Origin of the sequence: Halorientalis persicus (genome assembly GCF_900110215.1) — an archaeon.
Classification (GTDB): domain Archaea; phylum Halobacteriota; class Halobacteria; order Halobacteriales; family Haloarculaceae; genus Halorientalis; species Halorientalis persica.
Map to the genome: position 1 here is coordinate 1 of NZ_FOCX01000024.1, position 16,140 is coordinate 16,140.

Below are 16,140 nucleotides of genomic sequence, written 5' to 3' on the forward strand. Positions count from 1 at the left end.
CGCCGGTACGCGGGCGAGTTGCAGACCCTTGCCGCGGATAGGGGCTACGACAGTCAGCCACTGCGTGAGACCCTCCGAGACATGGGAATACGTCCACTTGTGAAACACCGCATCTTCGCTCCGTACGACCACGCGCACAACGCACGAATCGAGGACGATCTCTACAATCAGCGCTCAATGACGGAGACTGTGAACTCCTCGGTCAAGCGCTCGTACGGCTCCGCCGTCCGAGCGCGTGAATGGTACCGTGAGTTCCGTGAAGTCGTTCTTATGTGTCTCGTCTACAACATCAAACAGTATGTGACTCGCTGATTCCAACGCCATCTGGCGATTCAATAGAGCCGATTTCCTCGAAGCAAATCGGGTCCCTGGTCACGCTTTACCCTCCTTTTGGCTGAGTAGGGTATCGAGGAGTACCCGTGCTTGCTGTTCGAGATGTTCGATTGCGTCATCGTCGTCCGGGTCCTCGAGTTCAGTCTCGCGTCGAAGCGGGTTGTACGCATTCGCACTGTGGGCCTGCCGTACAGCGCCTAGCGAGTCATCGACCACGTCACCGTAGGCTTCGCGAGGATCACCATCCTCGATTTCGAGCAGGAGACCCGCGAGGAACGCAGCTGCATTGTCTCCCTCCGCAAGGTCTTCGAGATCGATTGCCGGCCGGGTATCGACGCCAATCGATTCGATCCGGACGGAAACCGACCCCTCCCGGAATCCGAGGTCACGCTCCATCGACCGATGCTGATCGACGAGCGCCGAATGCGCATCCGTCCGTCCAGTTAGATGAACGCGAACGAGGCTGAGTTTCAGCGACCTCGTATCGAGTTCGGAGCGAACGTGTTCCTTGATTTCGTCCGAAATGACGGCGGTTGCTTCCTGTGGGTCGTCTGCCCCGGAGACATCGACCGAAATCCGGTCGTAGCGAACGGATGCCAGGGGAACCTGTTCAGCTTGTACGTCTCTGTTTTCGGGTATCGTAATCGTCCACGGGCCGTGGGCCCGCTGTTCTCCTGGGTCAAGGGGTTGTGGCGAGCCGGAGTACAAAACCAGTGGACGCGAGGCGATTTGGATACCTGGACTGTGAATATGACCGAGCAACCAGGCATCTACGGCGGAGTCGCGGAGTTCGCTCGACAGAACTGGTGCGTACCGGCTTCCTCGGGAATCGAGGTCGGCGTGAAGTACTCCAATCTGAGGAGCGTCATCGGTCGCCGGGAGGTCGTACTCATCGAGCGGGGAATCGTAGACGTGTTCGGCCGAAAACGACCAGCCTTCGAAGTGGGCGATGGGCTCGCCGTCCCGTTCGAGCGTCCAGCGTTCCCACTGCCCGTCTCTCCCGAGGAACTGGAGCGTGTCAGCGTCGAGGTTATCGACCATATCAGGGAGCGCATCGAAGTCGTGGTTCCCGGCTACCACGACGATTGGAATCCCCGCTTCGTCGAGTTGTGCAACTCCGTCTTCGAACGCGCCATACGCCTCGAAATATCGATTTTCCTGATCGACGACGTCACCAGCAATCACGACCGCGTCGACGTCCCGGTCGATTGCTTCCTGGACCGTCGACAGCCAGACAGCTTTCGGCGACAGCTTCGGACCATCCAAATCATCCGGAATTCGACTCGGGTGACGGCCGAGGTGGAGATCCCCCGTGTACAGTAGTTCCAGAGCGTCGTTCATGAGTACGGCTAGACAGTAATATAGAGGCACAAGTCACGGATAGATAAATTCCACCCATTCTTGCACTATGAGAGGGTGAGACGTATCCAACATATAGGTCACTATAGTGTAGACAATATCTCAAGGCAGTCGCCATTGAAGGCGATCAAGTGTACGAGAAGGCCCCGAGATATCCCGAGGAAAGAGTGCTTTCGAGAGTGCTCCTCATCCAGACGCTACTAGCCAGTGTATTCCTCGCTGCGGTCGTCGCCGGAAATCACAGTGACCGCCGACAATTCTGCGACTGACAGCTCATTTCGTCGCCTCGTATTCAGCTGTGACTGCACGATCACGTCGCAGTTTCTCACGAACGTTCTCGCTTCGACAATCGACATCCAGACGCCGGCGTTGCCAATCCTCCCCAGATTTGCCGTTCCACACCCCGTATAGTGTTACCTTTGGGAGTCGCAAAACGCCGAACAGCACTGAGAGCGTGTAAAGCGCATCCTGCAGTTCGTCCCATGTAACGGTCACCTTCCGTGGAATATCAACTGGGAAGCTCACATGTTGCGCGAGTACTCCTTCCTCACGGGCCAGCTCAACGAACCCGTGGTCGTTGCTGAGGAGAATAACTCGCTTTCGACTATCTTGGTCGTACTCCGCGTAGGCGTCTACGATGGCTTCGTCGCCCGTCTCACTCTCGATCGTATCCGCATACCGATGGTCGCGGAGACGGCGGTACTCGTAGAGCCCGAGGAATCCTTCACGATTCGCCCCAGCCGGCTGATTGTCCAGACGTGCGAACTCGGAGCCGAACGCATCCTCGAGGGCTCGCGTCTCGTAGTGATTGTAATGCCAGTTGAGTTCCTCGTAGATACCCGTCGCGAGGGCAAAGCCATTGACTGGGCTTCGTCCCTTGTCGTCACTGTATCGCTCCGGATCCAGTCGGAGTACATCCGGCATCCGCCAGGCGAGGAGGTTCGTATCGATGCCCAAGGCCACAGGCTGATGGCCGGCGTCAAGGTCAGGATGCCCCTGTCGGCGGAAGAACGTCTCCACGTCCTCGCGGTTTTCGATGTCGACAAGGCCGCCAGCAACGAGCGCTCGGATGTAGGTATCCTTGTCAGGCAGGTCGTCGTATGCCTGTTCGCCGTACGTCGTGTGGAGTTCCTCGCGGGAATCCTGGTACGTGAGCGCGCCCTGCGTGAATCGGACCGTGGTTGCAACGGGATCGGAAAGGTCGATTTCGAGGAGTTCTCCGATCTCCTCACACGGGTGCCGAACACTAACCGACGTAATGCCCTCCGTGTACAGTGCGTTGAGGAGATGCGTGATGTGGTGGCGAGCAAGCTGCATTAGAAGACCTCCTGGAAGTCGACGAGTTCGACAACAGGTCTGGGGACATCGGGGTACAAACGACCGTAGAAGCGGTTGTTCGAGACGTAGAGATAGAAGACGTGGTCGGCCTCAAACTGAATCCCCGCCTGAAACGCGATCGCCGACATAAACTTTCGACCGGGAGTGACGTCAACCGCCGCCGTACCCCCCTCATCCTGTATCTGAGCAATCGGTTCACGGAAGTGCTCGACGATACCCTGAAAATCAGTCTCCGTTTCAAGATGCGTCACGGAAAGGTCCGGGTCCTCACCGCCGTATTCGACGACCACACGCTCCATCATAGACGTGATGTCGTCGAACTGGTCACCGACGCCAGGATTATCCAGCACGTACAGTTCGTCAGGGAGGAATCCCTCTTCACAGGCTGCGATCAGGGGATTAATGACCGCCTCCAGGTTCGTGCTCATGGTTGTGAGCCACGCATCAACCATTGCTCAGCGACCCCCCGACTGAGCGGTACTAGCTTGCCATTGCTCGTGCTCGATCTCCGGATGCCGGACTGCTACTCGTCGAAGCGATTCGTACATGACGTGGAGTTCTCCGACCATCGTGTGGGCCGTATCGCGGAGGTCCGTAAGTTGATCCTCTGGACTGGTGTCCGTCAACGTCTGTTGCTGCTGCGGGGGGCGAAGCTGCGTGAGGTAATCCAGAATAGCACCCGTACCGCTTGCTAATTGCGGGAAGATTTCGGCAACATCGTAGACGGCGCGTGGGTGGTCAGCAATGACCCCCTCAGCGACCGAGATATCGAAGGCTGCTTCGATCTCCGCTGGCGAGTCGTAGCCACCGCTCTCGTTGCTTCGCAACAGTGCTTCGCCGGCGTCGGCGAACGTGCCGACTAGCACTCGCGTCGCCCCCGCAATCGGATCCATACGTTCGATGCCGACCGTGTCGGTCTCGGTTTCGGTTATCGGGTGGCGAATTCCTGCGAACGCCGCGTACGCCCGAACGAACGCACCCGCTGCTGCCTGCCCGTCACGCTTGATTCGTTGCTGGTCTTGTTCGGGGAGTTCATCGAAGGCGTCGACGAACGGATACTGTGGCACAGGAACGAGCGTCGGCTGCGAGAAGCCCGGTTCCTCATCGAGGTCGATCTGTGGGCCAGCGTAGGTGGAACATCGACCACTGTCGACCGCGTACGCTCGCCGTTCCCAGTCGAGCATCGCAGCCGTCGCCGGCGTCAGCTCATGGTACGCCGTTCTGATAGTGCGATGTGGCGCGGGATGAGGACGATGTCCGATGGTCGCCTCCTGAAATTCGCGAGCGGAAATGTACGCAGGTCCCTCGATGGTCCGTTCCTTGAAGACAAGCGTCCCGTCATCCATAGTGGTGTATCTCTTACCAGGAATCTGTATCCGAATCGTCAGCAATCGCTGCGCTAATCGCTTGAGGCGGTCAGATTCCTCGATCTCTTCCGTCCATCGATTCGGTATATCGGTCGATCCGAATCGAGCGCCAGCGACAGCGCCGGCGATCGCACCGACAGTGTCCGTGTCGCCACCGCTGTTCACAGCCTGAACAATGGCCGTTTCGGCGGACTCAGCCGTCAAACCATAGTAGAGCCCAGCCTGGAGCGAGTCGACGACGTATCCAGAGGTCGTAAGCTGGGCTTCGAACGCTGTCGAGTCGCGGTCGCCAGTGACGACTTCCTGCACCTGCGTGAGTGCCGTTCGAAGTTCGTCCGGAGCTGAATAGGTATCCTTGAGCGCGGTCCTGAGCGGGTCGCGTTCGTCGCGAATCAGGTTTGCGAGCGTTCGGTTGAGAATCACACAGCCCCACCTGCAGCGCGGGTCGGCATGTGTGATCGCCGACGAAAGCTGACTGACCTGGGTGAGTTCCGCATCGAAGTGCCGAAACGCAATCGCATATGGCGCACACCGCATCACGCTCCCGTTGCCGGCGTTGGATCCCTCAGGCCGCGATTCCCAGACGTCCGCGCCAGCGTCGTCCCACGACGTTCCCTGTCTGATCTGGGACAGGGAATCGCGCGTCATCAGTCCAATATCGAACGGGTCAGAATCGAGCCAGTCGACGAACCGATCCGCCACATCGGCCGGATCGAACCCGCGGCGATCGACGAGACTCTCCGCGATACAGAGTGCCATCTCAGTGTCGTCAGTGATTGTCCCCGGTGGCTGGCCGTGCGTGCCGTCGCCGAGCATCTCCGTTACTTCGCCGTGCTGGGATGCGATCTCCTCGGCGCTCTTGAATTCGACCGGTCGACCTAGTGCGTCACCACAGGCCAGCCCGAGGAGACACCCCTCTGCGTTACGTTCAATTGTCATGGAATTACGATGTCCTCCCTCTCGTATAATTCTGCACTCGCGAACTCTCCGAACCGAGTCAGCAAGCGAAACGCCGAGACCAGTCTCATTCGTTGATCTGGGCGAGCGCCCACGATGCCCTCGTGCGGACATCGGCGTTGTCATCATCGCGTGCTCGGTCTTTCAGGGCCGAGGTCGCGTCTCGAGCACAGAGGTACCCGAGCGCCCAGCAAGCGTTCTCACGGACGAGCGGATTCTCGTCCGACAGCAGCTCCACGAACGTCGGCGTGACGTGTTCGACCGACTCCGGGAAGTCCTCGGCTACGCGGCTGAGAGCACCGCTCGCATTGATTCGCGTGTAGGTGTCCTCAACCGTCAGTAATGCGGTGATCTCCTCGGTGTACGGCTCGACCACGTCGGTGTGAACGATCGCCACGTCGCCGATTAGTCCGATTGCGTTGTTCCGGAGCTTGGGGTTATCGGCGTCGAACAGAGTTGCAACATCGTCAACGATATCGACGGCGATGCTCGGGTACTCGCCCACGATCCGTCCAAGCCCAGCGGTCGCGTTCAACCGAACGCTGTCGGACAACGAGTCACGGAGGGTGACTTCTCCAAGTGTCTCGGCGACCGGTTTGACTTCCTCCGGATACTCGCGCGTGATCCGCGAGAGTGCGTACACCGCGTACTGGAGTCCGTCGGCGTCGTCCTCAATGATCGTTGCAAGCGACGGTACGGCGTCCACAGCATCCTCGGGGTCTTTCTCAGCAATCGCGGCGATACATCTGGTCGCTTCACGCCTAACGGAGACAATGTTCGACTGCAGATACGGTACGAGTTCGTCGGTGAGCGGAGCGATCGCTCTCGGATCGGCATCACCAATGGCGCGGAGAGTGGCCAGCACGTCGGCCCGAGCGGGTAGCTCGTCACGTGCCAATAGTGACCGAAGGATTGGAATCGCCGGCGTACAGTCCTCTGGGCGCACCACCGCCACCCGACGGAGTGCCTGGACTGCGTCCTTTTCCCGGAACAAATCAACGTCTTCGCGATCCAGAAGAGCGAGGATCGATGAGATACGGACCGCCTCTGGATTCACATCCGCGAGTCGGCGGAGCCCAGTTGCCTCCTCGGCAGGCGTCTCTGCGTTCGCCGTGTAGAGATTCGGTGGGGGATCGACCACGGAGAGCAACTCGATTGCGTCGACGGGAACGGTGAATTGGTCACTATCGGGGGCGAGCGGCGTGCATTGGAGCGCTGGCGCTGCCGAAGGCCGTTCGAGTGTCACCGCGTGAAGGGAGACGTCGTGGCACAGCTGCGTTCGTTCGGCCCCATCATCGATGTACGTGAGTTCGAATCCGGGCGCATCGGTGTGGTCGTCGAGAAACGACGACAGCATCGACGCGTTCGCAGGCATGATTCCGGCAGACGTCGGGAGTCCACCGTCGGTCATTAGGTCACGAACCCATGGGAGGTCGGGATGGATGTCTCCCCGTTCGACCGCGGGAACGAACTCCCAAGCGTGGTAGTGCTCCCACCCGTCGGCATCACTCAGATCGAGGTCGTCGACAACGACGTAGCCGTCCGCGTCCGGGTGCAGGTCGGCGATGAGTGATAGCCGCTCGCGCCGGAGTGGGAACTGCTCGTACCGACCATCGGGCTGTTTCTCGCCGAGCCACTCGTCCCAGTCGTCGGGGTGGCGGCCGACGATGTCGACGACACCCGGAATTGCGGCCTCCTCGGCCAGCGTCTGATTCCCGATAGCGTAGACCGCGTGCGGCGTATCGTGCGCGAGATGACGCACCCACTCCAGTGGGACGGCGTCGTGGCGGGGATGTGGATTCACGTCGACAGTCCAGTCACGGTCGAACGCGAACACGAGCATTAGTCACTCACCTCGCGCGGCGTCGCGGGCGCCTGCTGACACAGTGTTTCCAGGAGTTCCACCTCCTGCTGCATCGACTCATCATCCACAGCCGCCATCTCATCTGCGAGGTAGCTGCGAAGCTGGTCGAACCGCTCAGTATATCGATCAGGAACGACCAACGGCACGGACTCGCGCTCGTGCTGGCCGCGCTGGTCGGGGAGCAACCAGTCGTCGACGCCAGTCGCGGCGTCAGCGCGGTCGTGGAGGTCAGCTGCCCACGTCCGGAGTTCGCGAGCGTACCTGGCCAGCGCGACGGCCTTCCGGACGCCCTCATGGGCGTATGTACCGGACTCGTCGGGAACGTCGACGGTGACGCGCTCGGTGTACTCACCACCGTCCCGTTCCGTCCACGAGGCGACCAGATCGAGATCGGCGTCCGAGCTCGTCTGCTCGAGGCGGACGAGGATGACGCCGCCCCGAGCTTCGCCATCCTGCTTTGCGGAGGGAAACAGCGTCCCGACATGCATCAGGCGGTCGGTCGCGGCGTCCGCGGACGGCGATCCGTGAACCGCCTCGATCTCGTAGCCATCTGAGTCGAGGTCGAGGTTCAGGTCGTACACCAGCGGGGTGACCATGTAGTCGAACTCCTCCCCCAGACGACGCTCGAACTCTGCGGCCGAGTGGATGAAGTAGTGGTTCGCCCCACGGATGCTCGACAAGGTGTCCGCCAGCTCCGCATTCGCGTCCAGCCCCATGCCAATGAACGTCGTGTGGACACCCTCGGCGGCCGCGTCCGCGAACAGTTGCGTGAGTTCGCTGTCCCCCGTCGTCCCCGTGTTTGGCATCATATCGGTCATGAAGACGACACGGCGCTCGACGTCAGGACTGGGCGTCCCGCCGACCAACATGTCGACGGCCGCCTCGAACCCGTCCGCGAGGTTCGTACTGCCGCCAGCAGCGATCTCGCGGATGTGGCGACGGATCGCAGGCATATCCGTCGTTCCGACATCACGGAGAGGTTTCGCGACGTGGGCGCGGTGGTTGTAGAGGACGACGCCCAGGCGGTCCTCATCGTGGAGCTGCTCGGTAAGCGCGCACAGCGACTGGGTCGCCGCTTCGAGTTTCGTCGCCGCATCATCCTCGGCCTCGCGCTTGCGCCCGTGTTCGTCGTAGTAGTACGCGTCGAAGGAGCTGTCCATCGACCCGGAGACGTCGAGGACGGCGACGAGATCCAGCCGCGGCCGTTCGAACTCGTCGACCGAGAGCGTCGAGTCCAGCCCCACCGACAGGTAGCGCTCGGTCTCCCCACTGATCGGGTGGTCGCTCGCGGCAGCCGCGTAGCGCGGCGCGAACAGGGCGTCCGATTCGGTCCGCGTCCCCGTCTCGAAGTGATAGTCGTAGAACAGCCCCTCGTCGCTGATCGCCTCCGGCTGTGGCGTATACCCGTTCGCGACGTTTTCCCGAAAGTTGGCCACGTCTTTCGCCCCGCCAGCGGCGAGTCCGACTGTCTCCGTGCTCGCCATGTCCGCACTTGCTGGCGCCGGTGATGCACTCTCCATCACCTGGTTTTCGAGCATCTGATCGGCCTCGGCGGTCTCCCGAAGTTCGTACGCGTCGACGTGACGCCCACAGGACTCACAGACGTAATCGGGTGGGGTGACCGACCTGTCGTCATCCATCGGCGTCCAGTCGTCGACGAGCGAGCGGTCCTCCCGAACACGACGGACGGTCGCTCTGGCATCGATGATCCCGAACGGTTCGTCGAGAGAGAGCTGTGACGCGGCTTGCGTGACGGCTGCTCCAGCTGCATCGACGACCTGTCCTGGTCGAAGCCGTCCCTCGCAATCAGGACACTCAGCCCTGATGTCGTCTGCTGAGGTGACAGGGGCAGCGCCCAACAACCCCGAGATGCGGTGGGTTGCCCCGGTTTTCAGGCCCAGGAGCGCCTCGCTGTCAGGCGTGGCGAGTACCGTGAACTGCTTCCCCGATTGATCGACGACCAGTAAGCGGTGGACGTGTTCTCCGTCGCAGTCGATGGCTCGCCGGGTGATGAATTCGACTGCGATATCGTGACGCTTCCCGTCCTCTATGTCCGCGTACATCGTATCCATGGTGTCTGTGTGGCGTGCCATTCCCCGGACAGCCAACGGGTGGTTGACGACAGTGTGTGCGCTCGCCCCGGAAACGAAGGGGGAGAAACCATCATTACGATGCGTCTTTATCCACCTTCACACTCATTAGTGTGCGCTAAGATGTGATAAATGCTTCGCCAATGAGCAAGATGGAGCAGATATTAGAGAACAAAGACTCATCGTAGTGTTCCTTATATCGTCCCTGGTGGAGTATCATACTCTAGAAGATGGATTATGAGTATGTAACCACCGCTACACTGTTGGGTATTGAGTCGAAACAATCATTGCGAAGGAGGTCATGAGTTAGTCAACAAACCCATGCCTATCGACGCTGGTGACGCTCTCGTTCGGGCGCTTCACGACCATAATCCGTGGTGGGAACACGGGACAGAAGCATTCTCACTCCCGGCACGGCAAAAGAGCGATTTCTATCATCTCGCCCGTCCCGACGAGTCCGGCAGCCAGTTCGAGGACCAACCGCTTCTCGGCCTCGTTGGACGACGGGGCGTCGGGAAAACCACGCTCCTCCACCAGTTCATTCACCATCGCATCGAGACTGGCGACGATCCGGAACGATTCCTCTATCTTCCATTCGACGCCGATCCGCTCTACCAACTCCAATCGGACGAACAGCTGCGACGCGCAGTTCGGTACTACGAGAGCAGGGTTCTCGGCCGCATCGAAGCAGACCACCCACACTTCATCCTAATCGACGATGTTCACCAGATCGAGCATCCGAACAAGCCGACCATCGACGGGTGGGGCGTCCCCGTCGCAGAATTGCTCGAGGACGTCCCGGGACGACACGTCGTCTTGACCGCCAGCGCCGGCATTCAAGTCGAACGGGAACTCGAAAGCGTCGCGATGCCGGCCGAAGACTACGATATCCAGCCCATTCTCCCTGAGAAGTTCCGGGACTACCTCTTCACGCTGTATCCAGATCTTGAAGAAGAAGACACTCGCGTGAGCCCCACCTCTCTGCGAACCGGGGAGAACAGCCTGCCAGCGGCTCTCCAGAGTGGCGAGATCGAGTCACTCGTCGCAGAGCTTCGACAGAAGTACGAGAAGGTTGCAGACGTCGAACGACGCATCCAGTCACAAGTCGTCGACTACCTCGCGATGGGCGGGACCATCAGCTACGACCTTGACGGCGCCGCCGAGTCGGCAGCGGACCTGACGATGGATGACTACGCGCAGCTGCGCGAGGACGTTCGCGATGCCCTCTACCAGGAGGTTCCCGGCTTCGAATCGATTCAGACGATCGCAGATCTTGAACGCCTCTGCGCGCTCGCCGCCCGAAACCGGGGGGCTGAACCGTTCCGGTATCAGGATCTCGTCGAACTGTTCGACGTCGACCGGCGGACGATCGCCGATAGCTATCTTCCCGCGCTGGCAGAGCTGTACCTGTTGACCGGCGTTACCGAGTACGACAATAGCCGCCCCCGGTCGGTGCGACTCTACCTCCGTGACACAGGGCTGGTGACCGCGCTCGCCGACGGCGACGCCTCGACCGTCCGCAACGATTTTGACCGCGAGGCCGACCTAGCCCGCGTCGCGGCGTTCGACCACACGATGCGGTTCGCCTATGGGATCAACGCCATCCAGGGCAATGACGAGACGCCCACCGTCCAGTACTGGCGTGGGCGAGAGGGTGAGGTCGACTTCGTCTTCGAGGTGGACGGAACCCCTGTCCCGATCGGGCTAGCGTATCAGTCACGCGAGCGTGAGGAGTCACTCGAAGCCGTTCGAGAATTCAAAGAAGCGTACGACGTGCCACTTGGATTCATCCTCGCTGGTGATACGGTTCGAGGCAGACAACCTATTGAGGATCTCGGAGAGGGAATCATCCAACTTCCGTACTGGTTGTACTTGCTCCTATGCTAGGTCGCTACCTAATCGGTTGTGAGAACGGAACGAGGGACCTGTCGGTTGCCGCCCCTGATGGAAGTCGTGATGGGGCGAGGTACCGGGAGACGACAAAGCGTGTTCCTCACGAAAACATTCATACGATTGATAGGGAATAGGTGAGACGAATGGGTGGACTGGTTGATTACGACTACGACTTTTTCGACGAATACCAGTCCGACGTCCTCGCTGATCTTCCGTCCATAGAGCAACTCATTCGATTAGATGATGAGGTCGCAAATAAGGTCACGATGCCCCGATATGAGGGGCCTGTTGATCCGATCGAATGGAAATTCTTAGAAAAATATTACAGCAGCTTATTTGCAGACTTCATTACGGACCGCATTCAAGGCATCGTCGATACGGAACCCATCGAGACGAATCGAGACAGATTCCACGGATTCCGAGAGGACATTGTATCGTTAAATCAGAACCTCCCCGCACAGCGGTCAGCGCAAACAGGTGTGATTTCGAAGCCTGCAGAAACGGTCCTTCTCAAACGACTGCGACAGCTTGGCTTCGATCCGAGTGCGCTAGACGTCTCTCATATTGGGAGTGGTGGCGGTCTCTATCTGTTGGAGCTGTTCGTGACCGCCGCCCAGCAAGAAGCACTGTCAGATTCAGAACTCCTGACAGCCCTCCTTGACGAAGCCGATTCGCTGGGCAGCATGAGTAAAGATGCGGCCATGTCCCGCCTGCATCGGCCTGTCCTGATGGTCTCCCTCTGGGATAACCAAGAAGAAGGCCTCAACAAGTGGCTGGACAACGGCCGACACGGAATTCTCGAGATGGCGACGGCCACAGGGAAAACGGTGGCTGGAATCGCCGCCATCGCCGAATGCTGCGGCGTCCTTCCGGAGGACCCCGACCACGAACCACGAACTGACGACGCGAAAATCATGATCGTCGCCCATTCGAATGCGATCCTCAAGCAGTGGGAGCAGGAGATACAGGAGAAGCTTGGCCTCCCGATGCCTGCCGGACAGACGGGTGAACAGGCAGACCGCGTATCGTTTAGTAGTGGAGAAGTGGAGTTCTATACTGCACAGTCCCTCCTGCCACGATACGACCGTGATCTCGCCGACCAGTACGATCTCGTCATCTACGACGAAGTACACCACTACTCTAATTTAGATGGGTACGGGGCTGCCATCGACAGACCAAACTATCGGGCTGCGATGGGCCTTTCAGCAACGATCGGCGACGACGGTGAGCTGAAACGAGAGCAGCTTACCGAGCTGTTGGGTGATGTCGTCCACACGTATGGGGTCGAGGACGCTCGTCGCGACGGAATTATACCCGAATTCGACTGGACTGTACACCCAACGCCGCTCGACCCTTACGAACGGGAAGAATGGGATGAGGCAACAGAGTCGATCTCCGACCAATTCAAGCACATCCGGCGGTCGACAGCAACCAAGCGGATTCTCAAACAGATTCCTGTCCCGTTTACCGAACTCGAAGACCTCGGGGACTTCATTCGCGCACACGAGGCTGCGTCGATGGTCTTCGACGACGAGGACATACCCGATGAATGGTCGAACCTCCAGGCGACGATTCATTCGCGAACCTGGATCCGCCACCGATCACAGCCGAAGATCGAAGAGGCAATCGAACTGGCGAAGGACTATCTCGAAGACCCAGACCAGCCTGTCAAGCTCGTCATCTTCGCGATGGACATCGACACGGCTGACGAAATCGCAGACCAACTCGGGGAGGTGTCCGATCACGTCTATCGGGCACACAGCCAGCTTGAGACCTCCTCCAAGAAGAACAACGAGACGGTCCAACGTAACATCAACAAGTTCGGGAAATGCGAGAATGGCGTACTCGTCTCTCCTAAGATGCTGGACGAGGGGATTGACGTCCCGGATGCGGAAGTCGGCATCAACGTCGCGGGGACCAAAACGAAGCTTCAGCTCGTACAGCGGATGGGACGGGTCCTCCGCAAACACGGCGATCAGCGGCCCCACTTCCACCATTTCATCGCCATGCCCGACGAGAACTACATTGCGGGGCTGGACTCGAAGGAGTATGTGCAGGAGCTCAACTGGGTTCGGGAGCTGGGGGAGACGATTGGGGTGCAGCCGATCATCGAGGAGGCCGGCGTCGACGCCGAGTTGCTGGAACGCGCCGAGCAGCGGGGACACGAACTCTGGGCCCGAGATCTGCTTGAGGATCTCGAGGTAGAGACCGTTCAGGGGAACGTCAATCTGGAACAGTTGCTTGATGAACTGACCGTCGAAGCGACAGAAATTCTGCTGGATGAGTTATGGCTGGAGGGGGAACGAGTGGCGCAGGATGACTGGGAAGCCGCGATGGAAACACTCCGTGACTCGGAAGCCCTCTCCGTCGAAGGCCTCCAGCGCGTCTGGTGGCTTTTCCCCATCTATCGAGAGCGACCGACGGAGTTGGACGAGCTATTGACAGCGTCGTTAAGCGCGCTCTCTGAGGAGGCGTCGTCGGGTCAGCAGTCACAAGAAGGAGCAACCGCCAACCAAGAAGGAACACCGACCGACGGCGAGTCAGCTGATGAGAGCACAAGTGGGGAGAGCGATACACCGGAGCAGAAGTCACCATCGTCGACGTCAGAAGACGACGAATCACATGAAGAGACAACTTCGTCTCAAGGCCCTGATTCGCCGGAGCCACCCAGTTCTGAATCGACAGAAACCGAGTCGGATCCACAGGTTCCTGAGATCGAGGAGGAGGCTGGCAGCGATGAGGCGGTTGGGAGTGCCAGCGTGTTTGACGTGCTGGGAGTGGGTGAGCCGCCCAGCGCTATTTCGAGACGGCTGCAAGTCGACCCTGACACAGACGCATCCCTCGACGAAACCCTCCTGACGAGCACGGGCGACGGTGGCCTCTTCTCGACAGGCTATCTACACCAGCGATCGCTCCAAACCTACCTGCTGAATGGCGAAGAGGTAATCTTCCTGCTGGCATCGAAGCGCCAAGCTCCGGACTATACCGGCCAGCAGCTGCCAGATCTAAACGGGTATCGGGCGATTACTGTAATCACCCCCACGCGGGTGCTCTGCGTCATCGGGAATGATCCTGAAAATCAAGCGATCCAGATACGGCACGAGGACGTCACGAGTGTCGATGTTCAGCAGGCCGGCCAACTCTTCTGGAAGCATCGCACAATCCGAATCCAGACGGACGACCAGACGCTCACAATCCCCGACGGTACCGATACCGATCTCGAAGCTGTTGCGAGATACGTTCGCATCGCTGCGTACGAGGAACGGTGTGCCGCAGGCGAGCGGCTCCTCGAATGCTGCGACGTCGTCGCGACTAGTAACGGGTTCACTACAGTTGAGGGCGTATTGGACGCAGCCAAGAGACAGTTCCAATCCGCTGTTGAATGGGGCGAGCGATACGATCTCGATACAGCGAGGGCGGAAGCCGGTGTGGAGTTCACCAACACCTGCCTCGAGAGAGCTGATCGGCAGGTAGAATTCGAGGAATCGCTCACAGAGGCTCAGCGACTCGTGAGTGATGCGCGCACAGCCTCGATAAACGGCGAGGAAGATCGGGCACAGCAGCAGTACCGTGAGGCGAAGTCGAAGCTTGAGGCGGTACTGTCCGCCTCAGATGAGAAACCGAATTCCTCGGTGGTGGAAGCCAAACAACTCCATGCGAAACTTGAGGAGGCTCTTGCGGCGGAACGCGACAGCAGTGGGACAGAGGAGAAATCGAGTCCTGAGACCGAGACAGCGACCGCTGAGCAGTCAACGGGAAGTGATAATCACCAACCCACGCAGGACGATCTCATCGACGAGCTCCAGACCTTGACAGAGGACCTCGGTGGCGCCCCAAAGGCACCCGAGATGGACGATCAAGGATCGTACTCGACTCACGAGTATTATCGGGAGTTCGGATCGTGGAACGATGCACTGGACGCTGCCGGTATCGATCGCAGGGAGTCGCTTCTCACTGAACTGGAGCGTGTTGCTGCTGAAATCGGAGAGGTTCCGTCGACCACTCAGATCGACGAACACAGTCGATACAGCTCCGGAATGTATGCCGACGAGTTTGGGACGATAACTGCAGCACGCGAAGCCGCTGACTTCGCCAGCGGTGAAGATTCCGAACAGGCATCGCAAGCCCACGATTCGACCGATGAACCCCACGGTCAGCCTGACGACAGCGCCACGTCGCCCACCCCAGATTCTGGACCATCCCGGCAGGCACTCATCGACGAGATTCAGCGTCTTGATGACGGTGAGAACCTCGTGCCGTACGCGTCGGAGATGGATTCTGACGGCGCGTACAAATCGTATGACTGTCTCCAAGAATTCGGCTCGTGGGATGAAGCGCTGGAAGCTGCGGGGATCGACAAGCGAGAGCGACTCCTTGAGGAACTCCGACGTGTTCGTGACGAACTCGGACATATGCCGAAAACGACGGAGATGAACCATCACGGGCGAGTCTCCGCGGGAATGTACTCCAACTTCTTTGGATCGTGGACGGAAGCAACCTCCCTGATTGATGCGAGCGAAGAGTCGACTAACGAGACGACTGAGTCCGATCTATCTCCCGATACCAGAGAGGAATCAAATTCATCGCCCGTATTGAATGGTGACAGAGATTCCGTTCTCACCTGGGAGGATATCCCCGGGAACAGTCGGCTTCCGTCTTCGATCGCAGTTCAGGTGAAAGAGAAGAAACGGACCCGGTCAGATCGTGTAGATGGCCGGTATCTGGTCGCCGATCTCAACGGCAAAGAGTTCGAGCTCAAAGTCTGGCAAAAACACGGGCTCGAGATTGAGTGGGAAGTCGATACCTGGTATATCCTGCGTGAGGCCAGAGGGACAGTCTGGGAGAGCGATGGCGAGGTACACCGACTACTCGATAGCACGAGAGACCTTACGGCGATCGAATGTGGATCAGAGCCACCGGTAGAAGCGAAATCGTGACT

General features: G+C 59.3%; 9 protein-coding genes and 1 pseudogene. 3 read left to right on the forward strand and 7 right to left on the reverse strand.

The features are described 5' to 3' along the window. A partial coding sequence (locus tag BMX17_RS19095) for a transposase (protein ID WP_139203584.1) occupies positions 1-312 on the forward strand: 312 nt, incomplete at its 5' end. 60 nt (positions 313-372) lie between these two features. On the opposite strand, the gene BMX17_RS27055 is transcribed toward BMX17_RS19095, so the two are convergent. From BMX17_RS27055 to BMX17_RS19125, 7 genes and pseudogenes are all read right to left on the reverse strand, one after another. Beyond that, complete coding sequence (locus tag BMX17_RS27055) at positions 373-729, reverse strand: hypothetical protein (protein WP_244515058.1); 357 nt, start codon at positions 727-729, stop codon at positions 373-375. Positions 730-1,131: 402 nt separating this feature from the next. After that, positions 1,132-1,674, reverse strand: a pseudogene (locus BMX17_RS27555) (metallophosphoesterase); the annotation flags it as partial. A gap of 291 nt (positions 1,675-1,965) precedes the next feature. After that, positions 1,966-3,009: a PIN domain-containing protein gene (locus BMX17_RS19105; RefSeq protein WP_092663101.1), complete on the reverse strand. Its 1,044-nt coding sequence runs from the start codon at positions 3,007-3,009 to the stop codon at positions 1,966-1,968. Next, positions 3,009-3,458 carry a CRISPR-associated ring nuclease gene (locus tag BMX17_RS19110; RefSeq protein WP_092663188.1) on the reverse strand — a complete coding sequence of 150 codons (450 nt, stop codon included), beginning with the start codon at positions 3,456-3,458 and terminating at the stop codon, positions 3,009-3,011. Before BMX17_RS19110 ends, BMX17_RS19105 begins: the two co-directional genes overlap by 1 nt. 27 nt (positions 3,459-3,485) lie before the next feature. Continuing rightward, a complete protein-coding gene (locus BMX17_RS27455) occupies positions 3,486-5,336 on the reverse strand; it encodes an ADP-ribosylglycohydrolase family protein (RefSeq protein ID WP_092663103.1) in 1,851 nt (616 codons plus the stop codon). 85 nt (positions 5,337-5,421) lie between these two features. Further along, a complete protein-coding gene (locus BMX17_RS19120; protein WP_092663105.1) occupies positions 5,422-7,197 on the reverse strand; it encodes a HEAT repeat domain-containing protein in 1,776 nt (591 codons plus the stop codon). Further along, positions 7,197-9,311 (reverse strand): vWA domain-containing protein, encoded by a 2,115-nt coding sequence (locus tag BMX17_RS19125; RefSeq protein ID WP_092663107.1) that lies wholly within the window; start codon positions 9,309-9,311, stop codon positions 7,197-7,199. The genes BMX17_RS19120 and BMX17_RS19125 overlap by 1 nt, the downstream gene beginning before the upstream one ends. 318 nt (positions 9,312-9,629) lie before the next feature. On the opposite strand from BMX17_RS19125, the gene BMX17_RS19130 reads away from it, so the two are divergent. Continuing rightward, positions 9,630-11,195: an ATP-binding protein gene (locus BMX17_RS19130; RefSeq protein ID WP_092663109.1), complete on the forward strand. Its 1,566-nt coding sequence runs from the start codon at positions 9,630-9,632 to the stop codon at positions 11,193-11,195. 149 nt (positions 11,196-11,344) lie between these two features. After that, positions 11,345-16,138: a homing endonuclease associated repeat-containing protein gene (locus tag BMX17_RS27070; RefSeq protein ID WP_244515060.1), complete on the forward strand. Its 4,794-nt coding sequence runs from the start codon at positions 11,345-11,347 to the stop codon at positions 16,136-16,138. Positions 16,139-16,140: the final 2 nt, after the last annotated feature.

Coding starts and splice junctions, on each gene's coding strand:
- BMX17_RS19110 (WP_092663188.1), bottom strand. CDS start 3,458: ATGAGCACGAACCTGGAGGCGGTCATTAATCCCCTGATCGCAGCCTGT.
- BMX17_RS27055 (WP_244515058.1), bottom strand. CDS start 729: ATGGAGCGTGACCTCGGATTCCGGGAGGGGTCGGTTTCCGTCCGGATC.
- BMX17_RS19125 (WP_092663107.1), bottom strand. CDS start 9,311: ATGGCACGCCACACAGACACCATGGATACGATGTACGCGGACATAGAG.
- BMX17_RS27455 (WP_092663103.1), bottom strand. CDS start 5,336: ATGACAATTGAACGTAACGCAGAGGGGTGTCTCCTCGGGCTGGCCTGT.
- BMX17_RS19120 (WP_092663105.1), bottom strand. CDS start 7,197: ATGCTCGTGTTCGCGTTCGACCGTGACTGGACTGTCGACGTGAATCCA.
- BMX17_RS27070 (WP_244515060.1), top strand. CDS start 11,345: ATGGGTGGACTGGTTGATTACGACTACGACTTTTTCGACGAATACCAG.
- BMX17_RS19130 (WP_092663109.1), top strand. CDS start 9,630: ATGCCTATCGACGCTGGTGACGCTCTCGTTCGGGCGCTTCACGACCAT.
- BMX17_RS19105 (WP_092663101.1), bottom strand. CDS start 3,009: ATGCAGCTTGCTCGCCACCACATCACGCATCTCCTCAACGCACTGTAC.